This window comes from Dehalococcoides sp. UCH007 (genome assembly GCF_001010485.1).
Lineage (GTDB): Bacteria > Chloroflexota > Dehalococcoidia > Dehalococcoidales > Dehalococcoidaceae > Dehalococcoides > Dehalococcoides mccartyi_A.
Window position 1 is genome coordinate 20,348 of the sequence record NZ_AP014722.1, and the last position, 26,396, is coordinate 46,743.

General features: G+C 50.0%; 31 protein-coding genes. 14 read left to right on the forward strand and 17 right to left on the reverse strand.

What is annotated here, in order from left to right; genetic code table 11:
• Positions 1-23: 23 nt before the first annotated feature.
• Positions 24-410, forward strand: a complete 387-nt coding sequence (locus UCH007_RS00105) for a PH domain-containing protein (RefSeq protein WP_041917596.1) — start codon at positions 24-26, stop codon at positions 408-410.
• Between the two features lie 82 nt (positions 411-492).
• Here UCH007_RS00105 and UCH007_RS07770 read toward each other — a convergent pair whose 3' ends face one another.
• The 9 genes from UCH007_RS07770 to UCH007_RS07810 form a co-directional block, all read right to left on the reverse strand.
• On the reverse strand, positions 493-633 hold the full coding sequence (locus tag UCH007_RS07770) for a hypothetical protein (protein WP_010935833.1): 141 nt from the start codon (positions 631-633) through the stop codon (positions 493-495).
• A 56-nt stretch (positions 634-689) separates the two neighbouring features.
• Positions 690-3,077, reverse strand: coding sequence for a DNA internalization-related competence protein ComEC/Rec2 (locus UCH007_RS00110; RefSeq protein ID WP_046960718.1), 2,388 nt, complete (start codon positions 3,075-3,077; stop codon positions 690-692).
• Positions 3,074-3,574 (reverse strand): helix-hairpin-helix domain-containing protein, encoded by a 501-nt coding sequence (locus tag UCH007_RS00115; RefSeq protein ID WP_046960719.1) that lies wholly within the window; start codon positions 3,572-3,574, stop codon positions 3,074-3,076. The genes UCH007_RS00110 and UCH007_RS00115 overlap by 4 nt, the downstream gene beginning before the upstream one ends.
• Positions 3,575-3,740: 166 nt before the next feature.
• Positions 3,741-4,406 (reverse strand): potassium channel family protein, encoded by a 666-nt coding sequence (locus UCH007_RS00120; RefSeq protein ID WP_023651700.1) that lies wholly within the window; start codon positions 4,404-4,406, stop codon positions 3,741-3,743.
• Between the two features lie 4 nt (positions 4,407-4,410).
• On the reverse strand, positions 4,411-4,815 hold the full coding sequence (locus tag UCH007_RS00125; protein WP_023651701.1) for a potassium channel family protein: 405 nt from the start codon (positions 4,813-4,815) through the stop codon (positions 4,411-4,413).
• 3 nt (positions 4,816-4,818) lie between these two features.
• Positions 4,819-5,247: a universal stress protein gene (locus tag UCH007_RS00130; RefSeq protein WP_012881384.1), complete on the reverse strand. Its 429-nt coding sequence runs from the start codon at positions 5,245-5,247 to the stop codon at positions 4,819-4,821.
• Between the two features lie 76 nt (positions 5,248-5,323).
• Positions 5,324-6,769, reverse strand: a complete 1,446-nt coding sequence (locus tag UCH007_RS00135) for a TrkH family potassium uptake protein (protein ID WP_046960720.1) — start codon at positions 6,767-6,769, stop codon at positions 5,324-5,326.
• Positions 6,770-6,772: 3 nt separating this feature from the next.
• Entirely contained in the window at positions 6,773-8,137 is a 1,365-nt protein-coding gene (gene trkA / locus UCH007_RS00140) for a Trk system potassium transporter TrkA (RefSeq protein ID WP_012881386.1), read from the reverse strand.
• 202 nt (positions 8,138-8,339) lie between these two features.
• Positions 8,340-8,651, reverse strand: a complete 312-nt coding sequence (locus UCH007_RS07810; RefSeq protein ID WP_231854704.1) for a cation transporter — start codon at positions 8,649-8,651, stop codon at positions 8,340-8,342.
• Between the two features lie 185 nt (positions 8,652-8,836).
• On the opposite strand from UCH007_RS07810, the gene UCH007_RS00150 reads away from it, so the two are divergent.
• Positions 8,837-9,466 (forward strand): DUF47 domain-containing protein, encoded by a 630-nt coding sequence (locus UCH007_RS00150; protein ID WP_023651703.1) that lies wholly within the window; start codon positions 8,837-8,839, stop codon positions 9,464-9,466.
• The gene (locus UCH007_RS00155) at positions 9,459-10,460 is read left to right on the forward strand and encodes an inorganic phosphate transporter (RefSeq protein WP_023651704.1); all 1,002 of its coding nucleotides are present in this window, start codon (positions 9,459-9,461) and stop codon (positions 10,458-10,460) included. Before UCH007_RS00150 ends, UCH007_RS00155 begins: the two co-directional genes overlap by 8 nt.
• On the opposite strand, the gene UCH007_RS00160 is transcribed toward UCH007_RS00155, so the two are convergent.
• Positions 10,457-11,074: a guanylate kinase gene (locus UCH007_RS00160; RefSeq protein ID WP_023651705.1), complete on the reverse strand. Its 618-nt coding sequence runs from the start codon at positions 11,072-11,074 to the stop codon at positions 10,457-10,459. The genes UCH007_RS00155 and UCH007_RS00160 overlap by 4 nt on opposite strands.
• The gene (locus tag UCH007_RS00165) at positions 11,055-11,345 is read right to left on the reverse strand and encodes a DUF370 domain-containing protein (RefSeq protein WP_010935846.1); all 291 of its coding nucleotides are present in this window, start codon (positions 11,343-11,345) and stop codon (positions 11,055-11,057) included. The genes UCH007_RS00160 and UCH007_RS00165 overlap by 20 nt, the downstream gene beginning before the upstream one ends.
• A gap of 208 nt (positions 11,346-11,553) precedes the next feature.
• Between UCH007_RS00165 and UCH007_RS00170 the strand changes: the two genes are divergently transcribed.
• Complete coding sequence (locus UCH007_RS00170; protein ID WP_012881391.1) at positions 11,554-12,402, forward strand: sulfide/dihydroorotate dehydrogenase-like FAD/NAD-binding protein; 849 nt, start codon at positions 11,554-11,556, stop codon at positions 12,400-12,402.
• Positions 12,395-13,792 carry an NADPH-dependent glutamate synthase gene (gene gltA, locus UCH007_RS00175; protein WP_046960722.1) on the forward strand — a complete coding sequence of 466 codons (1,398 nt, stop codon included), beginning with the start codon at positions 12,395-12,397 and terminating at the stop codon, positions 13,790-13,792. The genes UCH007_RS00170 and gltA overlap by 8 nt, the downstream gene beginning before the upstream one ends.
• Here the strand turns inward: gltA and UCH007_RS07815 are convergent.
• From UCH007_RS07815 to UCH007_RS00195, 4 genes are all read right to left on the reverse strand, one after another.
• Positions 13,789-14,127, reverse strand: coding sequence for a hypothetical protein (locus UCH007_RS07815; RefSeq protein ID WP_231854705.1), 339 nt, complete (start codon positions 14,125-14,127; stop codon positions 13,789-13,791). The two genes, gltA and UCH007_RS07815, sit on opposite strands and share 4 nt — an antisense overlap.
• Complete coding sequence (locus UCH007_RS00185; RefSeq protein ID WP_046960723.1) at positions 14,112-14,636, reverse strand: nuclear transport factor 2 family protein; 525 nt, start codon at positions 14,634-14,636, stop codon at positions 14,112-14,114. The genes UCH007_RS07815 and UCH007_RS00185 overlap by 16 nt, the downstream gene beginning before the upstream one ends.
• Before the next feature lie 70 nt (positions 14,637-14,706).
• A complete protein-coding gene (locus UCH007_RS00190; RefSeq protein ID WP_023651709.1) occupies positions 14,707-15,309 on the reverse strand; it encodes a class I SAM-dependent methyltransferase in 603 nt (200 codons plus the stop codon).
• Between the two features lie 10 nt (positions 15,310-15,319).
• Entirely contained in the window at positions 15,320-15,514 is a 195-nt protein-coding gene (locus UCH007_RS00195; RefSeq protein WP_012881396.1) for a superinfection immunity protein, read from the reverse strand.
• 141 nt (positions 15,515-15,655) lie between these two features.
• Here UCH007_RS00195 and UCH007_RS00200 point away from each other — a divergent pair, with 141 nt between their 5' ends.
• Together UCH007_RS00200 and UCH007_RS00205 are read left to right on the forward strand one after the other, a co-directional pair.
• Positions 15,656-16,027: a metallopeptidase family protein gene (locus UCH007_RS00200; RefSeq protein WP_023651710.1), complete on the forward strand. Its 372-nt coding sequence runs from the start codon at positions 15,656-15,658 to the stop codon at positions 16,025-16,027.
• A 131-nt stretch (positions 16,028-16,158) separates the two neighbouring features.
• The gene (locus tag UCH007_RS00205) at positions 16,159-16,605 is read left to right on the forward strand and encodes a C-GCAxxG-C-C family protein (RefSeq protein ID WP_046960724.1); all 447 of its coding nucleotides are present in this window, start codon (positions 16,159-16,161) and stop codon (positions 16,603-16,605) included.
• Here the strand turns inward: UCH007_RS00205 and ychF are convergent.
• Positions 16,602-17,705: a redox-regulated ATPase YchF gene (ychF, locus tag UCH007_RS00210; RefSeq protein ID WP_023651712.1), complete on the reverse strand. Its 1,104-nt coding sequence runs from the start codon at positions 17,703-17,705 to the stop codon at positions 16,602-16,604. The two genes, UCH007_RS00205 and ychF, sit on opposite strands and share 4 nt — an antisense overlap.
• Before the next feature lie 21 nt (positions 17,706-17,726).
• On the reverse strand, positions 17,727-17,969 hold the full coding sequence (locus UCH007_RS00215) for a hypothetical protein (protein ID WP_023651713.1): 243 nt from the start codon (positions 17,967-17,969) through the stop codon (positions 17,727-17,729).
• A gap of 129 nt (positions 17,970-18,098) precedes the next feature.
• Between UCH007_RS00215 and holA the strand changes: the two genes are divergently transcribed.
• The 7 genes from holA to UCH007_RS00250 all read left to right on the forward strand — a co-directional run bounded on the left by holA (position 18,099) and on the right by UCH007_RS00250 (position 26,396).
• Entirely contained in the window at positions 18,099-19,127 is a 1,029-nt protein-coding gene (gene holA, locus UCH007_RS00220) for a DNA polymerase III subunit delta (RefSeq protein ID WP_046960725.1), read from the forward strand.
• Between the two features lies 1 nt (position 19,128).
• Positions 19,129-19,740: a VTT domain-containing protein gene (locus UCH007_RS00225; protein WP_041330342.1), complete on the forward strand. Its 612-nt coding sequence runs from the start codon at positions 19,129-19,131 to the stop codon at positions 19,738-19,740.
• A gap of 33 nt (positions 19,741-19,773) precedes the next feature.
• On the forward strand, positions 19,774-20,778 hold the full coding sequence (locus UCH007_RS00230) for an ROK family protein (protein ID WP_046960726.1): 1,005 nt from the start codon (positions 19,774-19,776) through the stop codon (positions 20,776-20,778).
• 121 nt (positions 20,779-20,899) lie between these two features.
• On the forward strand, positions 20,900-23,515 hold the full coding sequence (gene alaS / locus UCH007_RS00235) for an alanine--tRNA ligase (RefSeq protein WP_046960727.1): 2,616 nt from the start codon (positions 20,900-20,902) through the stop codon (positions 23,513-23,515).
• A 40-nt stretch (positions 23,516-23,555) separates the two neighbouring features.
• The gene (gene ruvX / locus UCH007_RS00240; RefSeq protein ID WP_080663210.1) at positions 23,556-23,963 is read left to right on the forward strand and encodes a Holliday junction resolvase RuvX; all 408 of its coding nucleotides are present in this window, start codon (positions 23,556-23,558) and stop codon (positions 23,961-23,963) included.
• A 20-nt stretch (positions 23,964-23,983) separates the two neighbouring features.
• Positions 23,984-25,162, forward strand: a complete 1,179-nt coding sequence (tgt, locus tag UCH007_RS00245) for a tRNA guanosine(34) transglycosylase Tgt (RefSeq protein ID WP_046960729.1) — start codon at positions 23,984-23,986, stop codon at positions 25,160-25,162.
• A 91-nt stretch (positions 25,163-25,253) separates the two neighbouring features.
• Positions 25,254-26,396, forward strand: coding sequence for an iron-containing alcohol dehydrogenase (locus UCH007_RS00250; protein ID WP_046960730.1), 1,143 nt, complete (start codon positions 25,254-25,256; stop codon positions 26,394-26,396).

Genomic DNA, 26,396 nt, shown 5'->3' on the forward strand with positions numbered 1-26,396 from the left:
CCAGACCAAAAAAGGAGGCTGATATGGCAAAGCATGCACCCGATATGGCGGTGGATAAAAAAGAACAGCTGGAGCAGATTGAAGGTATCTGCCTGCCGGATGAGCTTATTCATGCTGTTTTTGACCTTAAAGGGCAGGGCACCGGATTTATCGGCCTGACCAGCAAGCGGATAATTTACTATGATAAGGAGTTTGCCAAAAAGGCTAAGGCTATTGTTAGTATACCTTACAGCCGGGTGACAACGGTGGGCAGTGAAGACAAGGGCGGGTTTATATTCCGCAAGGGTTTTATGGTGAGTGACAAGCTCTATGTGGGTGTATCTGGGCAGGAGGTCAAAGAGTTTGAATTTCGGGGCGGGGATAAAGCCCACCATGCCCATGATATCATTATGACCTATATGCTTGATTAAAAAACATTTGGCAGGGCGAACGTTCACCCTGCCATATAATAAACTTGCCCGCATGCAGGACAAGCAGACCAGGCTAAAGCGGTTATCTTAAGCCGTAATAGTCGGCCTGCAGGCTTGCACGGCTTCTGTTCCAGAGGTAGGCATATTTGGCCTTGGGGGGCATAAAAAGCCACTTGAACTGGAAAATGGTGCGTTCAATTTGCTCAGCAATTCTGTTAGCCATTTCATTTCTCCTTTCCGGTGTTCGTTACTTAATATAACGCAACGGGCAGGGAAAGGTTACGGCTGAAAAATATAAAGGCTTTGGCCGTCAGTGGCAAAATCCAGGCTGCCCCATATATCTGTGCTGTAGATACGGTTTTCGGCTATGACCAGGCTCAGGCGGGACAGGGTTTCGGGGTGGGGGTGTCCGTAGCGGTTGTCCGCACCAGCTGAAATCAGCCCGAAAACGGGCGATGTTACATTTAAAAACTCTGTACTGGAAGAATATTTTGAGCCATGGTGGGCTACCTTCAGCACAGTAGTATTCTCAAGCAAGCGGTCGGTTATTAGCTGGTATTCTGCGGGGGTTTCAATATCGGCACAAAAAAGGTAGTTTATCTGCCCGCAGCTTAAGGTCAGCACGGTGCTTTGGTTGTTGTCCCTATCCGCTTCTTTACTGAGTAACCCTTCAAACGGGCTTATTACTTCCAGAACCGCTTTGTTCGCCAGAGTTATCTGCATACCTGTTTCGGCAGTTCTGGCCGGAATAGCCTTTTCTTCAATCAGGTTTTGATAGTTTTGGTAAAGGGCGTCCTGACTTTGAGTTTGAGGCAGGAGTACCTCAGTTACGCTGTAACGTTCCAGCACTTCCAAAAGCCCGCTTAGGTGGTCTGAATCAGGGTGGGTCAGGATAACCATTTCTATATTGCGGTCAAAAAACGGCAGGTGTTTATCCAGTTCATTGCAGAGGGCTTGGGGGCTGGGGCCGCCGTCTATAAGTATATCCTGATTCTGGTACTGGATAAGTATGGCATCACCCTGCCCCACATTCAGAAAGTAAACGTGCATTTTCTGGTCAGCTGACGGGTTCAGGCCGAAAGAAAATACCAGCACCGGTACGGCCATGCCTGCCAGCACCCAGCGCAGTTTAATTGCCAAAGACGGGTTGGCATGTAGGCGGGCGGGGATTTTCAAAAAGTGTTTGTATGCCCGGTAAAGTACCCCCAGCAGGAAATAGTAAATACCCATCAGTATTGCCCCCGGGCGGATACCGGCTAAGAGCATGCCCGGAAGTGAGGCGGTCAGGGATACTACTGTAAGCATATAGCGGCAGGGCAGCCAGGTTAGGTAGCCCATAAACACCGCCCCGGCCGGAAAGACCAGCCCCAGCAGGGCAGTTAGAAAAGACAGTACTATAATAAACGGCATGGCCGGCATGGCCAGCAAGGTAGCCACCGGCCCAATAAGGGATATATTTTCAAAATAATAAAGCAGCACCGGCCAGATACCGGCAATAGCGGCCAGGGAAACCCCCAGCCCGTCCAGCACTATACCCAGAGCTGTCCTGAGTATGCCTTCGGAAAGGCCGAAACGCTCTAGCAGCCTGAGGTTGAGTTCCTTTAGCACAGGGTAAACCAGTATCAGCCCCAGCATAGACATGAAACTGAGCTGGAACGAAACAGACCACAGGATGGAGGGTGAAAAGGCCACCATAACCGCCGCCGCCAGGCATAAGGCGGGCATGGCATTTTTCTGCCGCCCCAGCAGCTCGGCGGAAAGAAATATACTGGCCATAATCACTGCCCTGACTACCGGCGGGTCAAAACCGCTGAGCAGGGAGTACCCCCAGATAAGTATCAGGGTCAGGTATATATAAATATAGCCCCTTTTGCCCAGTACCCAGCCCAGAGCCGTAAGGAGTATGCCGGAGAGTATGCTTAAGTTAGCCCCGGATATAGCCAGCAGGTGGGTAGTGCCGGATATACTGAACTCTGTCTGGATATCTTCGGGTATGCCGCTTCTCTCGCCCAGCAGTATTCCCTTAGCTAGCGAGGATTCAGGTTCGGGCATAGCTTTGCTAAGGCTGCCAGAGAGGCTCTGGCGAAAGCTGAATATAGCTGCCATTACCGGGTTTCCGTTCCCCTCTGAAAGGAGGGTTATTTCAGGGTAGACCATGACCGAGTATATCTGCTGGTTTGCCAGATAGGCTTTGTAATCAAACCCTTCAAAGTTTTCCGGGGTTTTTAAATATCCGTTTATCTGAATTTCTTCGCCGTAGTTGTATTCGGGGTAGCTTGGCAGGGTCAGAAGGATATTTCCGGATACACCCTGCCAGCCGTATGTGGTTGCAATGCTGCTTACGTTCAGTACTATCAGGCTGGTGCGGTCACGGTTGTCAGGGTTTTCGGTTATTACGCCCTTAAGTTCCAGTTTACCGCTGTCATTATAGTAGCTCAGCTGGGAAGGGTCCGAATTGGTGTTAATCTGGCTGTCCGAAAGTAAAATCCCGCCGGAAAGTGCCAGAACACCCAGACTAAGGCCCAGCAGCAGGCGGTATCTTTTTCTAAAGATAAGCCAAAACCCGCCTAGCACTGCTGCCAGCATAATAAACGGCAAGACAGGCAAATCCAGGCGGCTTAAAGCCACCCCGCCAATTAGCCCCAGACTGATAAGGCTGATAATCACGGCATATCTGCCGTTTCAAAAACGCATATCAGGTCTTTTATCTGGTCATAAAGGCTCTGGCTGAAGCCGGGAATCAGCATCAGTTCCAGAGTATTTTTAAAGCCCCCGTTTTGGTTGCGGTAGGTGATAATATCGTTTGCCCTTGCTTCGCCTATGCCTGGCAGGGCAACAAGCAGCCAGATTTCCGCCCGGTTCAGATCTATTTTCTGGGCTGCAGATGCTGATACAGGCGGATTGAAACTGAGGTAGACAGTTGCCAGTTCGGAGTTATCCATTAATCCGCCTGCGGCTTCAAGCAGGCTCTGAAGGGTATCCCGGGTGTTTCCGGGGTAAATACCCGGCAGCTTGATATTGCCCGAAATATTTATCTCAAGCTGGTTCTGGCTAATCTGGGAGGGAGTGTATACTTCAAGCGGTGCAGTTTCCGAACATCCCTGGGCGGTTATAAGTGAAAGGGCAAGTCCCAGTAGCAGAGCAAATTTTTTGGTTACCTTCATATGTCCTCCCGAAGCTGAAAAGAGATATAAATGTTTCTAGGCTATACCAAAAGGATTTGCCCGTCAATATATCCGGATAGAAAGCCGGAAAGGCCTGAGGTTGAAATTTGGGATGAACAAAAAAGCAAGGTTTGAAATGCTCAGAGCAGAAAAAATGAGGGAGGCTTTAGGCGGTGGAGGTCAGAATATCACGTATCTCAGCTTCGTTAACAGCCGAAGTGACTATCATAAACTGGTCACCTGCCTGAACAGTGGTTTCGGGACGGGGCAGTATCGGCTTGCTGTCCTTGCGGACTATCAGAGAGATAATGGTTTGGGGTGGCAGTACCAGCTCGTGTATCTGCTTGCCTACCGTTAAGGCATTTTCAGGTATGCGTATATCTATAATTTCAAGGTCTTTGCCGTGTAAGGTTAGGAGGTGGGTCATGGCGTGACTGGGAACTTCATGTTCAATATGCTCCAGGATAATATTGGTGGAATTTACAGTGGAGTCTACTCCCAACTGTTTGAAAACAGACTCGTTCTTGGGGTTTCTGACCCTGGCAATAGTACGGGGTACATTAAACTTATATTTGGCAACCTGACAGGCTACCAGATTGTCTTCGTCATCTCCGGTTACGGCAATAAGCAAATCAGCTCTGGAAGTACCGGCCTCGGTCAGAACAGCGGTTTCGCAGCCGTCACCGTGCAGGCAGACACTGCCCATTTCTTTGTTGATACCGTCACACAGGGAGGAGTTTTTTTCGATAAGAAGCACCTCGTGCCCGTCATTAAGGAGGGCTTTTAAAAGGTAATAACCCAAACGTCCGCCGCCAATTACTACAACATACATAGATTTATTCCTTGCCTTCTATCTTGTCTTTGAGCATTTGGGCGAAGATAGTGGTTGGGCTTATGGCATCCAGCCCAAGCAGGGTGTAAAGGTCACGGCGGAGGGGGTCATATATGCGGCATACCACTTTTGGTACGTTGAAAATCTTTTTGGCTATCTGGGCGGCCATAATATTGCGGTTGTCACCCTGAGTAACGGCTACAAAGGCATCTGCGGTTTCAATGCCCGCTTTCTTCAGGGATTCTTCATCCATGCCATTGCATAAAAGGGCTGTACCCTTGAAATCTGCCGGCAGGCGGCGGAAGCTATATGCGTCTACATCCAGCGAGATAACTTCGTTGCCTTCTTTATCCAGCATGGTGGCCAGCTGGGCGCCAACCCGCCCGCAACCCATTATGACTACTTTCATCTTCTACACCTTGCGCTGATGATAAACTATTACCCGGCAGGGAGCGTTTTGGAGTATATAGGGCAGTACATCGCCCATGCAAAACTCCCCGAAACGGGTTTTATAGCTAAGACCTATCAGTATAAGGTCTATTTCTTTTTCTACAGCTTCGTCAATAATGGCATTGGCTACTTCGCGTGCCTGAAGAAGGTCTGTTTCCAGTTTTACACCCTGTTTTTCAGCTATTTCTTCGGCTTTGGCCAAAATGCCTTCAGCCTTGGTTATGGCAGATGAAAGCTCGGCGTCGAGAGGTAAAGCCCGTTCAACCGGAATAATATGAACAGCAAATACCCTGGTTTTGCCGGAAACTTTGGATATAGTGCAGGCTAAGCTTATAGCCTCTTCGTCAGTTTCCGTGCCGTCTACAGGTACCAGTATACGTTCAAATTCCATAGTTTATCGGATAGCCCCTCATTTCCATAAAGTTCATTATAAACTGCAGTTTAATACTTTACAACTAAGGGGGTACTTAACGCCAGCGCCAGAAGGCCGGTACGAATAAAACCAGCAGGGTGAAAAGCTCTATTCTGCCCACCAGCATGGCTGTAAGCAGCACCACTTTGCCGATGCCGGGTATATCCGCATAGCTGGCCATGGGGCCGACAGTGCCCAGCGCCGGACCTATATTTCCCAAACAGGAGGTAATGCTGGATAGGGCGGTAACAAAGTCCAACCCTATAGCACTCATTATCAAAAAGCCTGCCCACAGGGTGGCAAAGTAGAGTATAGTCAGGCCTACCGAACGGGAGATAAGCTTGTCCGAAATAACATTACCGCCTATTTTAATTGGTATAACGGCGTTGGGGTTGAAGGTAAGCAGGATACGGCGGTAAGTGTATTTAAATAAAACCAGCAGCCGGATTACCTTGAGGCCGCCCCCGGTGGAACCGGCAGATGCGCCTACTACCATAAGCACCAGTAAAATAGCCTGCGAGAAGTGAGGCCACTGGGCGAAATCGGCGGTAGCAAACCCGGTGGTAGTCATAACCGAGGCTGTCTGGAAGCTCGCTTGGCGCAAGCCCTCAAAAATATTTATGCCGGCATTAGCTACCAAGTCCCAGTTTATAAGGAGTATGCAGCCTACCAGAATACCTATATATAACTTGAACTCCGGGTTGCCGAAGAATTTGGCAGGGCGGCCTTTCCAGAGCAGGTAGTAATAAAGTCCGAAGTTTATCCCGCTGGCTACCATGAAGAAAATGAGTATAAGCTCTACTGCCAGGTTGTTATACACTCCGATACTGCTTACGGGTGCGAAACCGCCGGTTGGGGTAGTAGTCAGGATAATATTAAAGGCATCAAACCCAGGCAAGCCGGCAATCACAAGGGCTATAAAGCCGGCTACCGTAAAACCCAGATAAAGCAGCCACAATGTCCTTGCGGTATCACGGATACGTGAAGTCAGCCGTTCCTGCTGGCCGGGTGTTTCGGCTTCCATAAGTTGGGAAGCACCGATACCCAGCATGGGCAATATGGTCACAAACAGCATGATAATGCCCAAGCCGCCTATCCATTGGGTCAGGGAACGCCAGACAAGTATGCCCTGAGGCAGGTTTTCTACATTGATAAATACACTGGCACCAGTGGTAGTCAGACCGCTCATAGCTTCAAAAATACAATCTATGACACTGGGCAGAACCCCTGAAATGATAAAGGGAAGCGAACCGAAAAGAGCGGCCATAATCCAGCTTCCGGCTACGATAGCCAGAGATTCACGCAGGCTGATACGCCTTTCGGTTATGGGGGTGAAACGCCACATCAGAAACCCGGCGCTAAGGGTAACTATAATGGAAATGCCGAATGCCAGCTGGTCCGGCCCTGCATTTATCAGACTGAAAATAAAGGGGATAAACATGAAGCCGCCCACGATGGCAACAACCAGCCCCAGGTAATGGAGAACGTTATTTATTTTCATGGCTTATTTAAACAGCTTCTCCACGTCATGCAGAACATTTAGCTGGGAGACAACAATAACATGGTCTCCGGCATGGATAACAGCTTCATCAGGAGGGATGATAACCTGATTGTTCTGGACAACCGCCCCTATGGTGGCTTCCTTGGGTATATCCAGCTGGTTAACCTTTTGGTTTATAATGCTGGCCTGCGGGCTGACTACAAATTCCACCGCTTCCAACTGGCCGCTTTCCAGCAATGCGGCGGCAATAGCTCCGCCGGAAAGTACAAAGTGGGCTATTTTGCGGGCGGTAATAATCGCCGGAGAACCGGCAACATCTATATCTACAGCTTCGGCCAGCGGTATATAGGAAGGTTTGTTGATAACGCTCAGGCTTCGGTCCACGCCCAGGTTTTTAGCTACCAGACAGCTTAAAATATTGAATTCGTCATTTTCGGTAGTGGCTACAAAGGCATCTGCTGAAGGTACGCCCTGTTCGGTCAGAAAATCCCGGTCGGTAGGGTCTCCCCTCAGGACCACTGCTTTTTCCAGCCGGATAGCGGCTTTCTGGCTTTTTTCCTCATCAGGTTCTATCAGCTTTACATCAACGTCATGGTCTGCCAGTCCTTCGGCTACCAGCAAACCTATCTGGCTGCCGCCCAGTATGAAAACGCTATGGGCAGGGCGTTGAATAGCGCTAAACATCCGTCCCAGATAATCCATATTGTCACGTTCGGCAACTAAGTAAAGAGCATCTTCATTTTCTAAAACCAGTTCAGGTTGGGGTACGAGGAGGGCTTCTTTACGGGCGATGGAAGCGACCACGCAGGGTTTAATAAAATTTAACTCACCAAGGGTTTTACCGGCCATGGGTGAGCCTTCAATAGTAAAGTTCCGTATCTGAACCAGACCGTTAGCCAGCTGTTCCACCGGAGTCGAATAAAAACTGGACAAAATACCCAGTATCTCACGAGCCATTTCAACTTCGGGATTTATAAATACATCTATCCCCAGTGACTTGGGGCGGATAATCCGTCTGGCAGACAGGGTGGACTTGGCGGGAGGTATAAAATAACCGGTGTATTCGGAATTACGGATTCGGGCGGCTGTAGTGGCGGCACCCATCTCTTTGGCAATGAAGCAGATAACCATATTGGTTTCGTCACGGTCTGTTACCGCTAAAACCAGATCTGCCCTTTGAACCTCGGCATCACGCAGTATGCGGGGAATGGCGGCATTGCCGAAAATAGTTTTAATGTCCAGCTGCCGGTTAAGGTATTCAACAGCTGTTTCAGACTGTTCAATAACTACCACTTCGTGGTCTTCTACGACCAGCATGGAGGCTATATTAAAACCTACCGTGCCGCCGCCGGCAATCACAATATACATTTTCTAGTCTCGCTGTTTGCTTATAGAGTTTCTGAATTGTTTCAGATGGCTTATAAGCGAACTAATCCGGCTTTTCTGTTTTCTCTCCACCCGGAAAACCTGATGATGACAATGTTCACGGCGAGAGATGGGTTTAAGTATTTCTTCTTTTAGCATATTCTCAAAAATATATTTCTATAATGGCACCTAGGTTACCTAATGGTCAAGTGTATTTTTCAGGCTTAGGCATTTTAGGCAGTTGCAGGGCTGCTGTCAAATAATAGATATTTTCAGCTTTGAGTGACATTTTAATGGTGTTTATGAGAATGAGGTTGCTGATATATTTCCAATTGGCAGGGCGTTTTGCCTGCATTAAAGCAAAATAGCTCAGGGAAAGGGCTAATACATCCGTCAGGACATTTCCGGCATCGCTTAGCAGAGCTAAACTGTTAGATGCCAGCCCTCCGATAAATTCGGCGAAGAGGATAATGCTGGAAAAAATAATTCCCAGTCTCAGCTTATTACTGACCGGCATGGGGTTTTCAGAGGCAATTTTATTACTTGAGATGAAGGGCATAAGTCAATAATAGCAGAATTATTATAAACCTTAGTGTTGGCGGGATTTGAGCTTTTTCTTGATTTTGACCACCCAAGACCCTATCATATATATCGTAATGAAAGAAAAAATAAATGAGATGCCGTGTTGGCATAGGAGGACAGTTGCCTAAAATCAGTATTATTCCAAGGGAGGAAAAGTTCTTTGACCTGCTTGAGATGAGTGCAAAGAACATGGTAAGTACTGCCCATGAATTAGACGAATTGGTTAATAACTGGGTAGATGTGGATGACAAAGTTGCCCGTATAGCAGATTTGGAACATGAGGGTGACAGTATTGCCCACCAGATTATAAACCTTCTCCACCGAACATTTGTTACCCCTTTTGACCGCGAAGATATTGCTTTGCTTGCTCACACTATGGATGATGTTACCGACTTTATTCATTCGGCAGCGGATTTCATGTTTATTTACAAAACCGGGCGTCCCGGTGAACGTGCCAAAGAATTGGCTGGTATTATTGTGCTGGCAGCCAAGGAAGTTTCACTGGCTGTGCCGCATCTTAGGTACAAGTCTGAGATGAAGCAGGTTATTGCCCATTGCGTAGAGATAAACCGCTTGGAAAATATGGCGGATGTGGCTTTCAGGGCAGCTTTGGGAGAGCTTTTCACGGATTCAAAGGACATGGCAAACATTATTAAGTGGCGTGAGATATTTGAACATATGGAAACGGCCACTGACAGGTGTGAAGATGTAGCCAATGTTCTTGAGGGGGTTGCTCTGAAGAATGCCTGATGCCTCGTTTATTCCTTATCTTCTTATTATTCTTTTAGCTATAGGCTTTGCTTTTGTAAACGGTACTAATGATACGGCCAATGCTATTGCCACTGTGGTAGGTACGCGTGTTTTGTCTCCACGCAAAGCCATAATAATGGCAGCGCTTGCCAATCTTGTGGGTGTTTTTACCGGTACGGCTGTTGCCCGGACTATCGGCAAAGGCATACTGGGGCCTGAGTCACTTACCTACGAAACAGTTATTGCCGGACTTGTAGCCGCAGTCATTTGGTCTACTGTGGCTACTCGCAAAGGTCTCCCGGTCAGCCTGACGCACTGTCTGGTGGCTGGTCTAGCCATGGCCGGGGTTGCTATGGCCGGGGTTGGGGCGGTAGATTGGGGCATTCTTTTAAAAATTATTGCAGCTGTGGGTATTGCCCCCATTATGGGTATGGCAGGTGGTTACCTGCTTATGGTTGCTCTGCTCTGGATATTCAGGCGGAGTGTTCCCTCCAAGACGCATGGCCTTTTTTCTCATCTGCAGATATTTTCAGCCGCTTTTATGGCTTTCAGCCACGGGCGGAGTGACGGACAGATGCCGATGGGTATTATTGCACTGGGCACGGTGCTTTATACCGGCAATGCCGGTCTCTGGGATGCGATACCTCTTTGGATTATTGTTCTTTCGGCTTTGTCCATAAGCGCCGGAACGGCTATTGGCGGCTGGAGGGTTATCCAGACAGTAGGTGTGCGGATGACCAATTTGCGGCCAATAAACGGGTTTGCGGCTGAAACTGCTGCTGCTACCGTTATCCAGATAGCCGCTTCAATCGGCATTCCTGTTTCCAGCACCCATGCCATTTCTTCGGCTATCATGGGGGTGGGAGCTACCCGCAGGCTTTCAGCAGTGCGCTGGGGCGTGGCGGGAAATATAGTGGGAGCATGGCTGCTCACCTTTCCTATTTGCGGCGCTTTAGGCTTTCTGGTAGCCGGTTTGTTTAAGCTTGTGTTCTAGAGTTCAATAGAACGGGGATGTATGCGGCAGTGTTCGGCTGCAATAATAGACATAATTTCCCGGACAGCATTATCAATCTCCCCCTCTGGGTTGACTACCACGTAGTCAAAGTCGGGGAGTTTTTCTATTTCAAGCGGGGCTGTAGCCAGCCGCCGCTTGAGGGATTCGGGTGACTCCGTCAGGCGTTGTTCCAGACGGCGGGTAAGCTCTTCCATATCCGGGGGCATCAGGAAAATAAATACCGCATTCGGGACTATTTTTTTAATGCTGGCCGCACCCTGTACGTCCACCTTTACAATAACGTCAAAACCGCGGGATAAAGCCTGCCTGATAGGTGCTTTGGGTACACCGTAAAAATTTCCGTATACATTCGCCCATTCCAGCAATTCATTCTGCCCGATAAGCTGCTGGAACTCCGAAGGTTTGATAAAATTATAGTCAACTCCCTCAGTTTCGGTTTCCCGTTTGGGGCGGGTGGTAGTAGTGACAACATAAGTCAGAGGCAGTTTACGTTCTTTCATGCGGGCCAGAACTGCATCTTTGCCTACGCCGGAAGGACCGGAAACAACTAACAGCAGGGGTTTTTCAGCCTTATTAAAGTTCCAGTTTGTCATCAACCAGCTCAGGCTTTACCGCACCGCCGCGGCTAATAGAAAGGCGTCCGGTAATGGTTTCAGGGGCAAGCGCCGCCAGTACGATATGCCCGCTGTCAGTGAATATAACCGCCTTGGTCTTGCGGCCGTTGGTCATGTCTATTAAAAAGCCTTTAGTCCGGCTTTCCTGTATAATACGTTTAATAGGGGCGGAACTGGGTGGGGAAATGGCAATAACCCTGTTCATGGCCAGAATATTGCCGAAGCCGATATGGACAAGTTCAATAAACATGCTATTTCCTTAATGCTTAATAAGGCAACCAGAGGTAAAACGCTTAATATATTATAACTTTATCAAGCTAAATTCAACTGGGTCTGGTTTGAAGTAAGGCGTCATTTAATGATAAATTATCATAGGTTTTTATATTTACCTGTAAATTGGCACTAATACTCATAGATGCTTCTGGGTTTTGTCCAGCGGTATACTGGCAAGGAGAGGTATGTATACGATTGTTGAGCGGCAGGATTTGTTGCCCAAGGTACACTTGCTGAAGATACAGGCACCTAAAGTAGCGGCTGCGGCTGCTGCCGGACAATTTGTGATTTTAAGGATTGATGCTGAGGGAGAGCGTTTCCCTCTGACTATTGCGGACTGGGACGTTAAGGCGGGCACGGTTACGGTTATTTACATGGAGATAGGGGCATCCACCCGCAAGCTGGCCAAACTGGGTGCTGGTGATGCCATACTGGATTTTGCAGGCCCTCTGGGCAAACCTACCGAGATTGAAAATTTCGGGACAGTGGTCTGCGTAAGCGGCGGCTTTGCCATGGCTACTATTGTACCCATTGCCAGGGCTATGAAAGAAGCGGGCAACCGGGTGATAAGTGTGGTGGGTGCCAGAAGCAAAGATTTGTTTTTCTGGCATGACCGCCTGGAAAAATATTCGGACGAAATGATAGTCTGCACTGATGACGGTTCTGCCGGTATCAAGGGGGTTGTTACCGAACCCCTGCGTGACCTCCTTGCCTCCAGTACTAAAGTGGACCGGGTAATAGTGATAGGCCCCAGTGTCATGATGAAATTCTGCTCAAAAACCACTCAGCCTTTCGGGGTTAAAACTATTGTGAGCCTAAACCCCATAATGATAGACGGAACGGGTATGTGCGGCTGTTGCCGGGTAAGTCTGGACGGGCAGACCCGTTTTGCCTGTGTGGACGGGCCGGAGTTTGACGGGCACAAGGTAGACTGGGATGGGCTGCTGGTACGCCAGAAATCTTACGTGGCCGAAGAGGCTGTGGCCGCCGAGAGATGCCGCTGTAAGGAAGAGGGGTGCGGAAACCATGGCTAAAGCTGGACTGAACAGAATGGATATGCCTAAACAAGCAGTTAGCGACCGTATTCAAAATTTTTCCGAAGTAGCCACCGGCTACACCCCGGCTGATGCCCATACCGAAGCTGCCCGCTGTTTGCAGTGCAAAAAGCGTTATTGCGTAGAGGGTTGTCCGGTAAATATAGATATTCCGGAATTTATTTTGGCTTTGCGGGACGGGAATATGCCCGAAGCCGCCAGGGTACTTAAAAAGACCAACAGTTTACCGGGGGTCTGCGGCAGGGTATGTCCCCAGGAAACCCAGTGCGAACAGGCCTGCATACTAAATAAAAAAGAAGCCTCCATAGCTATAGGCCGTCTAGAGCGTTTTGTGGCTGACTGGGAACGTGAACATTCGGCTGAAGTTAATTTGCCTAAGAGCCTTAAACCAAAGAGCGGTAAAAAGGCGGCGGTGGTGGGTGCAGGCCCGGCCGGACTTACGGCGGCGGCTGAGCTTGCCCGTTTAGGGCATGATGTTACCCTGTTAGAATCTCTGCATACGGCAGGCGGGGTGCTGATGTACGGCATACCCGAATTCCGTTTGCCCAAAAACATAGTGCAGGGTGAGATAGAATACGTAAAATCTTTGGGAGTAAAGCTGGAGTTAAACTCGGTGGCAGGGCGGCTGTTTTCTCTGGATGACCTTTTTAAGCAGGGATTTCAGGCTGTTTTTCTGGCAACCGGGGCAGGCTTGCCCCTTTTCCTGAATGTACAAGGTGAAAACCTAAGCGGGGTATATTCGGCTAACGAATTTTTGACCAGAGTCAACCTGATGAAGGCTTATAATTTTCCATCCTCAGATACGCCGGTTAAAAAGGGCAAAAAGGTGGCGGTGATTGGCGGCGGAAACGTGGCCATGGATGCTGCCCGCTGTGCCTTGCGTCTGGGGGCGGAAGAGGTGAGTATCGTCTACCGCCGTTCGGAGCTGGAACTGCCAGCCCGCAAAGAGGAAGTGGACAATGCCCGCGAAGAGGGTATCAAATTTCATTTTCTGACCAGCCCGGTCCGCTTTTTGGCTAACGAACAGGGGCAGGTGCGGGCTATGGACTGCCAAAAAATGGAGCTTGGCGAACCTGACGCCAGCGGCCGCCGCCGTCCTATACCGGTGGATGGCAGTGAATTTGAAATGGATATAGATTTAGCTATTATTGCTTTAGGTACACGCCCAAATCCTCTGGTTATGCAGTCCGCCCCGGATTTACAGGTAAATGCCAATGGCACTGTAGCGGCTGATACAAGCGGACAAACCTCACATAAAGCAGTTTGGGCCGGCGGGGATATCGTAACCGGCTCTGATACTGTTATAAGTGCTATGGGAGCGGCCAAACGTTCAGCGGTTGTTATAGACGAATATCTCAGAAGCCTTTAATTCCGGCGGCTCAGCAGTAACATAATAAATATTACCAGCACCCACTTCCAGACATACTCCAAAGGGTCAGCTGTAAGTTTGATTACCAGGCTCAGGTTTTGGTCAAGTGAGGCTGTAATCTGGCTGATAAAGCTGTGCCAGGCCGGTATAAAACACAGCACCAGCATGGCAAATACATAACAGAGCAGGGCAGAGCGAAACACGTTCATACCCCAACCGCCTTTCTTTCGGGCAGAGGCTGTCTGCCTGTCTGCCGCACCGTTTGAAAGAAAAACCCCCGCCTTTGTGACGAGGGTTTGATTTGTCCACAAAGTTTGGTTTACATATAGTTCCATTCGGGAGGGGCATCTTCGCCCTGTTCGGGTTTTGCAGCTTCATTTTCAGCTGCGGGTTTTGGTTCTTCGGCCGGCTTTTCGGCTTCAGGCTGGGGGGGAGGTCCTTCGGGGAATTCAAGTTCCGTAGGAGCAGACAAATGCATACCGCTCCAATGCCAACCGTTGTCTGCCTTTTCCATAACTCCGCTTAAGTAAAAATCAAAATCCTTCTGGTTTTCCCCGTTTTTACAGGTATAGGTTACATGGGTATCCAGCCAGGCAACCGGGCCGTTGCCTTTGATAGTAGTAAACCCATATTTAAATTTTACCGGAGTGGCTTTGTCCAACAAGGTTTGCATCCAGCGTTTAAAACCATTCTGCCCAAGGCCGACATTGTCAGGGCAGGGCCCCACGGTGAGTACATTGGGTTCGCTTTCTACCAGTGCTTCCATGTCTTTGGTTTCAATGGCTTCTTTCATGGCATCCAGTACCTGGTTAATCTCTTTGCGGACTTCGGGGTCTATCTTCATGTTAAGTCTCCTTGGATATTATACGGCTCTGATACTCGGCCATTATTTTTATAGCATTTGACTGTTTCTGTCAACTGATTTTAGCTTTGGTAACTGTTAACAGACCATAACTGATAGATTGGGTATCTTCGGTTTTGATATCCAGTTTTTCAAGCAGGGCGGGCACGCCGCCGTTTTTCAGATAGTGGCGGAAATTACGGTAGTGGTCGCCGCCGGCTATACGTTCTATAGTTCTTATCACCCAGCCGGGAAAACTGGCCGGTAGGGGGCAGGTGTAGTCAGCTATCAGTATATAACCTTCGGGTTTGACCACCCGTTTCATCTCAGCCAGTATCTCCATGCGGGTTTGGGCGGGTTTGTCATGGAGTGCCAGTGTGGTGGAAGTATAATCAAAGCTGGCATCTGTAAATGGCAGGTGGCGGGCATCTGCCTCGGTAAAATAACCGGCTTGGTCCGGGTCATAAAGGCGGCGGGAGAGACTCAGCATATCAGGGCTGAGGTCCAACCCAAAACCTAAAATACCCCGTCTGCGGTATTCGCCTACCTGGGCACCCGAACCGGAACAAACGTCCAGCACCCGTTCACCCGGTTTTATGCCGCCGAATTCGGGTATAAAACGTCTTACGCCCCGCAGAAAAGGGTCTATGACAGTTGAGTAGTTTATTCCCAACATAACGCAGGGGCTACTTTTTTACTGACCAGACCAGGGCGATTACCCAGCCGATAAAAGTCCAACCGAGGAGGAAATTCAGCAGGAAGATGGCCAGAGTATTGCGGCGGTGATTGGCTAGGGCGATTATGGTAGGCAGGAAATAAAATGCCAGACTGATTGCAAAAGAGATAAGCCCGAAAATTCCGCCAAAGAAAAAATCAAACACTTTAATACTCCTTGATAATTTAAAATAGTTATTATGAAAAGATTAGCCTAAAGAAGGGTTATTTACAAGACAGGGGGCAGCTTTTGACCGGAGCGGCGTTTCGGGCTGTTATTTCGGTTGAGTTCGGGATATTATAAAAATATGGATACTGAACAGTTTAAGCACATAGTAGCCGAAGCAGTGGATAGCCTGCCGGAGGAATTTTTAGAACTGCTGGATAATGTTGAAATAATGGTGGCTGACCGCCCCAGCCGTATCCAGCGCCGTAATTTGGATATGCACCGGGGTGAAGAGCTGCTGGGACTTTACGAGGGCGTTCCCCTGACCGAACGCCATGCCTCTTATGGTATGGTTACCCCTGACCGCATTACTATATTCCGGCTGGCCATACTGGATATGGTTAAGACTGAAGAAGACATAAAAAACGAAGTCCGGCGGGTGGTTAAGCACGAAGTTGCCCATCACTTCGGCATAAGTGACGAACGGCTGGAGGAAATGGGCGGCCCGGTTTAGGTTTCAGCCGTTTTTTAATATGATAGTGCGGTGAAGATCTGCCCGGCGAAGTGTTTTTAAGTTGCCTGCAAAATAAGGTATATTTATATTTTATGCTCTTTACAGACATATATTTCAGGAGAATAAAATCCATGAGTGATACAGCCGCTTCAGCCCAGAGCCTGCATGAGCAGGGTTTTAACTGCGCCCAGTCTATTTTAGGTGCTTTTGCCCCGTCTCTGGGTATTGAATCTGGGACAGCCTTTAAACTGGCTTCTGCTTTCGGCGGGGGCATGGCGGGGCGGGGAGACAGCTGCGGGGTAATCAGCGGCGGGCTGATGGTAATCGGGCTGAAATTCGGGCAGACTTCGGCTGAAAATAAAGCGGCCAGAGAAAAGTGCAACCGCCTGGGCCGTGAATATATAAAGCAGTTTGAAGCCGAATTTGGGGCAACGGCTTGCCGTGACCTTATCAAGTGCAATATCGGCACTCCGGAGGGGGCAAAACTGGTAAAAGAAAAAGGCCTCCGTGAAGGCCTTTGTTCAAACCTGGTTTACAGCGGGGCGCAAATGCTTTCCGCCCTTATAGAGCAGGCTTAGACATTAAACAGGAAGTTGGCGGTGTCCCCGTCCTGTACTATATAGGTTTTACCTTCCAGTCTCAGCTGACCGCGTTTTCTGACCTCTGCCAGTGAACCGGCCGCAAGCAGGTCATTTACGTGGACAATTTCCGCCCGTATAAACCCCCGCTCGATATCAGAGTGGATTTTACCGGCGGCTTTCTGGGCTATAGTCCCGCGGGTAATAGTCCAGGCGCGCACTTCGTCAGGACCTACGGTAAAAAAGGATATAAGGTCTAAAAGCTCATACGAAGCCCTTATGGTGCGGTCCAGCCCGGTCTCTTTAAGCCCGTAGCTGGAGCGGAACTCGGCGGCTTCGGCCTCGTCCATGTTTATCAGCTCGGCTTCCAGTTTGCCGCACATTACAATCACCCGGTAATTTTTGCCTCCGTAGCGGCCGTTGAGTTCGGCCTCCATTTCGGCGGCTTTGGGCAGGTCATCTTCGCCTATATTTATCACCATAAGCACCGGTTTACTGCTTAGAAACTGGTATCCGGAGAGTATTTTGGCTTCTTCTTCGTCCAGTTCAATATCACGGGCGGGGATATCTTTCTCCATGGCTTCTTTGATTCTGGCCATGAGCTCTTTTTCCCGCTCCAGAGCGGCTCTTTCCGGGGGTTTGGCACCTTTCATCTGGCTGCCAATGCGGTTAAGCCTTTTTTCAATAATGGTCAGGTCTGAAAAAATAAGCTCGGCATTCATGGTGGTCAGGTCACGTTCTGCGTTCAGGCCGCCGGCGGGCAGGGGAATGGCGGTATCTTCAAATGCCCTAATGACATTCAGCAGGGCATCTACGTTTTGCAGCTGGGTTAAAAGTTCACCTGAAAAAGAGCTGTCTTTGGTGCCGCCCTTAAGGGAAGCCCCCACGTCAAAATATTTTATTTCAGCCGGGGTGAGTTTCTTGGGGTGAAACATCTCCTCCAGCGGAGTCAAACGGGCATCGGGCACTTTCACTATGCCTACGTTAGCCGAACTGCTCTGTGAATAAGAGCCGGTGGCGGCGTTACTGCGGGTGGCGGCGTTGAAAATGGTAGTGCGGCCGCTTTTGGCCAGACCTATTATACCTATTGTTACTGCCATATATTACTTTCGCTTTTGCTCCTAGATATCGTTCTTGCGGCTGTTTTTAAGTACGTCCCGGGATACCTTCAAGGCCAGGTCACGTTCACCGTAGCTTGCCTTGGTATTGCAGGCTATGTCCAGCAGGGCGCAGAGAGCCTCGTAGGAACCAAAGCGGGCAATATGTTTAATGGTCTGTTCCCTTATTTCAGGGGCTATTTCCATATCATTGGCAATGGCAATATGTTTGCGGAGTTCGTAGGGCATTACAACTTCTTCGGGCATTGTTTCAAATCCTCCAAGTGTAGCTTACGGGCAGATTGTAACATAATGCAAGGCAGTTTTGCACTAAACTTCAAAGGTTACGCGCCCGTTTCGTTATGCTACAATATCAGCCGAAGGTGGCTGTTAAATTTGCTGTATATTTTTACCGGCAGTGATGATTTTTCCCTGAAAGAACGCCTGAAGCAGATAAAACTGGCTTTGGGTGATGAGTCTTTGTCCTCTGCCAATACCACCATGCTGGAGGGCAAAAACCTGACGGCTGCCGAACTTCAAAACTATGTGCAGACGGTTCCCTTTTTAGCCCCTGCCCGGCTGGTCATAGTAAATGGCCTGCTGGAGAGGTTTGAAGGCTCAAAAGGTAAAGCTGCCGCTAAGGATACCGCAAGCAAAACCAGCCCGGATGAATTTGCCCGGGCGCTGTCTAATCTGCCCCCCACAACCCTGGCGGTGCTTCTGGACTATACCTCCTCCAAAGACGGTGACTACCGTGAAAAAGAAAAAGTATCCTCTTTGGCCTCAAACCCCCTTTTTAAGCTGGTAAGCCCCGGTGCCGAGGTAAAGCACTTTGCACCTTTATCCGCTCAAAATTTGCCCGGTTGGGTAATGCAGCGTGCCAAACAGTCTTCTATCCAGATGTCTGTTCCGGCTGCCCGTTTGCTGGCCCGTTTTGTGGGGGCGGATTTGTGGGCACTTTCCTCCGAGATTGAGAAACTGGGGTTGTATGCCCAGGGGCGGGTGATAGAGGAAGCAGATGTTGAGAATATGGTGGGTTATGCCCAGGAAGTAAATATATTTGCTCTGGTGGATGCCGTACTGGACCGCAAGGTTAAAGACGCCCAGCAGTCTCTGGCGGCTTTTACTGCCGGCGGCGGGTCACCCGGTTTTTTGCTGTTTATGCTGGTACGCCATCTGCGGCTGATGGTGCGTTATACCGCCCTTAAAAAACGGGGGCTGAAAGAGGCCGAGATTTTTAAAGCTATGGGCGGCTCTGAGTACGCCCTTAGGAAAATAGCCTCTCAGGCGGCCTGCCAGAACATGGACAGCCTTAAATCTATGTACTCCAAACTGCTGGAAACAGACTTTAATATAAAAACCGGCCGCTTTGAACCTGAGCTGGCCATGGGTTTGCTGGTTGCCGAACTTTGCGGGAGAAAATAGCTTGGAAGAAAAACGAAAACAGTCACTGAAAGAACAGTTGAAAGCCGTAAACTGGGGCAGCCTGCTGCTGACCTTCGGGGCTCTTATAGCACTCAGCTTTCTGCTGGCTTGGGGGCTGAATTCGCTGGTGGACAGTCTGGAAATACCCCTTGATGAATATGCCTGGCTGACCTATCTGTTGGTTTTTGTTATGTCTATACTGGCCAACGCTACCGTAATAGCCCCGGTGCCCTTTGCTATTTCCATAATGGTTGCGGCCGCTACCAATTTTAACCCGGTGATGGTAGCCCTGTTTGGTGCTTTGGGTGGCAGTCTGGGTGAAATGAGCGGTTATTTTGCCGGCCGTCTGGGCAAGAAACTGGCTATTCCCGAAGGGCTGGTGGGTTACAGCCGGGTGGAAAGCTGGATACAAAAATACGGGGCTTGGGCAATTGCCTTTCTGGCTGCCCAGCCGGTAGTGCCTTTTGATGTGGGCGGGCTTATTGCCGGGTTGGCACGCATGCCCGTTCACAAGTTTTTGCCAGCTCTTTTTCTGGGTAAATTCCCCAAGTATATTGTGATGGTGTATGCCGGAATAGGCCTGATAGACTGGCTGCCTTTCCTGAAGAGCTAGGTGCTTATTTAGCTTTAAAAGTAAGGGGGCTTTGTGAACCAAAGTAATTTAGAGGTCATACTTAAGCCCTGTTTGTGCCTGGATATAGGCGGCAGTAAAATCCGCTCGGCGGTAGTGACCCATGACGGACGGGTGGTGGCCTGGGAACAGGAGCCTACCTGCGCCCGGAACGGGGCGGAGGGTGTATTTGAGAATATATGCCGGGTGCTTGAGCGCCTGCTTGAGCGTAACAACCTTTGTCTTTCCCAGTTTGAGGCCCTTTCTGCGGCGGTAGCCGGGGGCATAGATATGCCAAACGGACTGGTTACCCAGTCTCCCCATCTGCCCGCCTGGCGGGATGTACCCCTTCGGGATATGCTAGCAGAGCGTTATCTTGAAACTTTCCTCATAAATGATGCCTCGGCCGCCGCTTTGGCCGAACACAAACTGGGAGCGGGGCGGGGGGTTAAAAACCTGGTTTACCTGACGGTCTCCACCGGTATCGGGGGCGGTATTATTATAAATGATGAGCTTTATCTGGGGCAGAGCGGCTGTGCCGGTGAAATAGGTCATATGTGTCTGGATATAAACGGTACTGAAGATGTCTGCGGCAATGTAGGCTGTCTGGAAACGCTGGCTTCGGGTACGGCTATTATCCGCAGGGTTCAGGCTGAACTTGCCGGGGGTGAGTCTTCCCTGCTTTCAGAGCGGTTTAGGGCGGATTATTCGGCTTTGACGGCTGAGGATATTGGCCTGGCGGCTTCCGAAGGTGACAGGCTGTGCCAGGGGGTTATCCGCCGGGCAGGCGAATATTTGGGAATAGGGCTGGCCAGTATTGCCAATATATTTAACCCTGAGCTTATTATACTGGGGGGCGGGGTTTCCAAACTGGGGGAGATTTTTATTGAACCTGCCCGCAAAATGCTTTTCAAACGGGCTTTCCGTCTAGCGGGGGATGATGTCCGGCTGGTTGCTTCGTTTCTGGGGGATAATGCCGGGGTGACCGGGGCGGCACTTTATACCTACGGCTGTCTGGGGGACGGAAATAAAACCCCTTAGGGCTGAACAGGTATTATATATAATATAGAAGACCCCCTGTCTATTTATTAAAATTGACAGTATAACGGGCTTAAATTAAAATCGTATTTATCTTATCTATCTTGAAATGGCAGGTGCGGCTTTGTTTAGCAGTGATGAATTACGCGAAAATTATCTGAAATTTTTTGAGGAGAAGGGGCATAAAAGGATTGCCAGCTCTTCTCTGATACCCCACAATGACCCCACCCTTCTTTTAACTACCGCCGGCATGGTGCAGTTTAAGCCCTATTATCTGGGGGTGGCCAAGCCGGAAAACCCGCGTATGATTTCCTGCCAGAAGTGTTTCCGCACTACCGATATTGAATCCGTGGGGGATGCCAGCCACCTGACCATGTTTGAAATGCTGGGCAATTTCAGTATCGGCAATTACTTTAAAAAAGAGGCTATTGCCTGGGCTTGGGAATATGTGACCCAAAGGCTTAATATACCTGCCGAAAGACTCTGGGTGACAGTTTATCTGGATGATGATGAGGCTATTGCCCTCTGGAAGGAACAGGGAGTACCCGAAGGGCGGATAGTCCGTCTGGGTGCGGCTGATAACTTCTGGGGGCCGGCCGGGGATTCAGGCCCCTGCGGCCCGTGCAGTGAAATCCATTATGATTTCGGGCAGGAAATGGGCTGCGGCAAGGCTGATTGCAATCCCTCCTGCAAGTGCGGCCGTTTTTGTGAAATATGGAATCTGGTATTTGTCCAGTTTAATCAGGATAAAAGTGGCAAACGCCAGAATCTGCCTGCCCCCAGCATTGACACCGGGATGGGGCTGGAACGCTTAACTATCCTGATGCAGTCCAAGAAAAACGTATATGAAACCGATATATTTGCCCCCATTGTAGAAAAAGCCTGTCAGCTTTCGGGTAAGAAATACGGGTGTGATACCGCAACGGATAGAGCTTTACGGATAGTCTCCGAACACAGCCGGGGCATTACCTTCCTGATTGCAGACGGGGTTATCCCGGATAAGGCAGGGCGGGGGTATGTGCTTCGCCGCCTGCTTCGGCGGGCAGTCCTTTTCGGACGCAGGCTGGGTCTTGAAAAACCCTTTCTGGTGGACATGGCCGGGGCTGTTATTGCCCGCATGAGCGGCATTTATCCCGAACTTAAAAAACGCCAGACCTATGTACTGGAGATGATAGCCAGTGAGGAGGCTCGTTTTTCGGAAACGCTGGCTACAGGGCTTGAGCTTCTGGAAGAAATAGTCCGCCAGACCAAGGGCGGGCAGATTTCCGGTCAGGATGCCTTTAAACTGTATGATACTTACGGTTTTCCGGTGGAAATGACCACCGAAATAGCCGCCGAGAGGGGCTTGAGTGTAGACCTTGGCGGGTTTGAAGCCGAAATGGAAGTCCAGCGTACCAAAGCCCGTTCCAGCCGCAAGTTCAGTTTTGATGCGGCGGCTACCGCCGAGGCAGTCAAGAATATGCGCCACGGGGAAAAGACCTGTTTTGTGGGTTACGAACTTACCCGCCAGAAATCAACTGTTATGGATATTTTGACCGAAGGCGGCAGTGTTGACAGCATAGAAGAGGGTGATGAGGCCAGTATAGTGCTGGATGAAAGCCCTTTTTATGCCGAGATGGGCGGACAGGTGGGTGATACCGGTGAGATTATAACCGGCGGCGGGCGTTTTGAGGTTAAAAATACCCTTCACCTGCCTAACGGGGTTTTTCTGCATCAGGGCAGGGTAATAAGCGGCTGCCTGAAAATATCTGAGTCAGCCGCTGCCCATATTGACGAAGAACGCAGGCGGGATATTGCCCGTAATCATACTGCCACCCATATACTCCAGACAGCTCTCAGACAGGTGCTGGGTGAGCAGGTTCAGCAAAGGGGTTCGGTGGTGACGCCTGAGCGCCTCCGCTTTGACTTTTCCCATTTGAAACCCATGACCAAAGACGAAATTCGCCGGGCAGAGGAATTTGTAAATGACAAAATCCGCCGCAACCTGCCGGTTTATGCCGAAGAAATGCCCTACCGCCATGCCCTGGAAGAGGGTGTAACCGCTCTTTTCGGGGAAAAATACGGTGACAGGGTGCGGGTGCTTAGAGTAGGGCGTCCGGCTGTTTCAGCCGAACTCTGCGGCGGTACCCATGTGAGTGCCAGCGGCGAAATAAGCCTGTTTAAAATAGTCAGTGAGAGCAGTGTGGGGGCAGGCCTTCGGCGGATTGAAGCTGTAACCGGGCGTGAGGCTGAGGCTTATATTAACCTTCAGCAGGACAGCTTATCCGAGCTTTCAGGTATGCTGGAAGCTGCGCCTGAGGAATCTCCCCGCAAACTGGCTGAACTTAAAGAAGAAATAGATACGCTTAAGAAAACAGTCCAGAATCTGGAACGCCAGATGTCCCGCGGAGAGGCGGAAGAGCTGCTTTCCAAAGCTGAAGATTATAAAGGGATTAAACTGCTGGTCAGCCGCATGACTTCGGTCAATGCGGATACCCTGCGTGAAACGGCTGATTTCCTGCGGGACAAGCTGGGCAGCGGGGTAATAGTGCTGGGTACGGTTACTGAAGACAAGCCTTTTTTCCTGTGCATGGTAACGCCGGACCTTATTGAGAAAGGTTATCATGCCGGCAATATAGTCAAAAAACTTTCCCAGATAGCCGGCGGCGGCGGCGGCGGCAAGCCGAATATGGCTCAGGGCGGCGGGCGTGACAAAGCCAAACTGGACGAAGCCCTGCAGGCTGTAAAGGGAATGCTATAAAGAACTGCTGCGGAGGGCTAAAATAGGCCGTATACTGGCTCTGGACGTGGGCGACAAGTGGATAGGGGTGGCTTTGAGCGACCCCTTGCGGATACTGGCTTCGCCTTTGGTTATCCTCCGGCGTGACAATGATGTAAAGACAGTGGAAAACATTGAAGCTTTAATCAAAACCCACCAGCCGGATTTGCTTGTTGTCGGCTTGCCAGTATCTCTGAACGGGACTATCGGGCCTCAGGCGGAAAAGGTAAAGGCCTTTAGCGGGCTGCTTTCGCAGAGTTTAAATACCGAAATTGTTTTCCGGGATGAACGCTTTTCCACAGACGAAGCCCGCCGCAAAATGAATGACAGCGGCAAAAATAATAAAACTGTCCGGGATGATGCGGCCGCGGCCGCAGTTATTTTGCAGGACTATCTGGACGAGACTAATCCGCCCTGCTTCCAGCCTTAAATATTCAAGGAGCATAATTTTTGGATAAATCCTTTATATTAAATAAAACCAGCCCCCGCAGTTCTGCCCGCCGCGGCCAGCTGCTCACAGCCCACGGCAAGGTGGAGACGCCTGTTTTCTGCCCGGTAGGCAGCCAGGCCACTGTAAAAACCCTTACCCCCGAAGACTTAAAATCTGTTAACGTAAATATGATATTGTCCAATACTTACCACCTGTATCTCCGCCCCGGCATACCCGTGGTCAAAGAGATGGGGGGACTGCACAAATTTATGAACTGGGACGGGGTTATTCTGACTGACAGCGGTGGCTACCAGATATTTTCACTGGCCAATCTGCGAAAGCTGGATGAGGGCGGAGTCAGTTTCCGTTCCCATATAGACGGCAGCACCCGTTACATCACCCCCGAAGATGCGGTCAGCTTCCAGCAGGACTTGGGTTCGGATATTGCCATGGTGCTGGACGAATGTCCCCATTCCGAAGCCTCCGAGAATGAGGTTTTGGCGGCTATGGAACGTACCCACCAGTGGGCAAAACGCTGTCTTGCCGCCCATACCCTGAAAAGCCAGCACCTTTTTGCCATTGTTCAGGGGGGGCTTTCCCCCGTACTCAGGCAGCAGTCTGCCGAATATCTGGCTTCGCTGGATTTCCCCGGTTATGCCCTGGGCGGGCTTTCTTTGGGTGAGCCTAAGGATATTACCTTTGAAACAGTCCGCCATACCCTGCGTTTTCTGCCCGGAAACAAGCCCCGCTACCTGATGGGAGTGGGTGCGCCGGAAGATTTGCTGGAAGGGGTAAGCTGCGGGATAGATATATTTGACTGTGTACTGCCTACCAGAGTGGCCCGCAACGGGGCTTTTTTCAGCCGCCTGGGCAGGCTTAATATCCGCAATGCCTCTTTTGCCACCCAAAAAGGGCCGGTTGACCCGGAGTGTAACTGCTATACCTGCCGCAATTATTCGGCGGCCTACCTGCATCACCTGTTCCGCTGTGAAGAAATTCTGGCCTACCGGCTGGCTACTATACATAACATTGCCTTCCTGAGCAACCTTATGCAGGAGGTGCGTACTTCTATTGAAAAAGACTGTTTTGAAGAGTTTAAAGGGGATTTCCTGGCCCGCTATCAGCCTACCAACGAATCTGTCCGTATTGAGCAGAAACAGAAATGGCTCTCCGCCCGCAGCGGTGAAACCCCTTCCTAGTTATTAACTGATGGCTGTCTTGCGGCAGGGATAAAAAACGGGAGGTCAGGGGAGCTGTTTTAACAGTGCTGTTTTCTGTTATTATATTTTTATGATAACAACATTTGAGCTATCCACCCGCATTATCTTCGGGGTGGGTAGCATAAGCAGCCTTAATCACGAAGCTTCACTGCTGGGCAGGCATGCCTTGCTGGTTACTGGTAAAGAAGCGTTACGCCGTTTAGGCATACTGGAACGGGCTACGTTTTTGCTGAAAGAGGCCTGTATTCAAACCACTTTGTTTGACAGGGTAGAGCCCAATCCCCGCTCTTCTACAGTCGACGCCGGTATTGCCTTAGCCAGAGAAAAAGGGATAGACCTTATTATTGCTCTGGGCGGCGGGAGTGCCATGGATGCCGCTAAGGCTATTGCTTTCGGTCTGGCCTGTGATGGATTTGTCTGGGATTACATAAAACAGGGAGAGTACCCTGAGGGTGATTTTCTGCCCCTTATAATGATACCTACCGTTGCCGCCAGCGGCTCGGAGGCAAACGGGAATGCGGTTATTTCAAACTGGGAAAAACATGAAAAAAGGGTTATTTCCGATAGTCGCCTTCAGCCTAAAGTGTCTCTGGTAGACCCCCTGCTGACACTCAGCCTACCTCCCCGCCAGACAGCCCAGGGAGGAGTGGATATTTTTTGCCATATAGCAGAGCCTTATCTCACCGCCGCAGACTCCTCCCCTTTGCGTGACGGTCTGGCCGAACTTGCTATGCGTCTGGTGGTGGAGTATTTGCCCAAGGCGGTTAAGACCCCGCATGACCTTCAAGCCCGCACCCAGCTTAGCTGGCTTTCAACCATTGCCTGTTCCCAGTTCATGTCACTGGGCGGCAAAAGCGGCAATATGACCATGCACGGTTTGGAGCATGCCTTAAGCGGTTACTATGATATTGCCCACGCTGACGGTTTGGCTGCCCTTTTGCCGGCTTACATGAGAAACCTTTACCCTGTTCGCCGCCACCGCATAGAAATGCTGGGGGAAAAAGTATTCGGGCAGACAGACGGGATAGCAGAAGTTGAAAACTGGCTCAAAAAAAATAATATGGGTTTCAGCCTGAAAGAGCTGGGGGTTTCCGAAGCTAAAATAGATGAAATAGCGGCGGCTGCAATCGTGATGTCACCCTGGGTGAAAAACCACCCCGGTCTCCTTGACAAGAGGGTAGTCACAAGTCTATACTCTACTGCTTTTAATTAA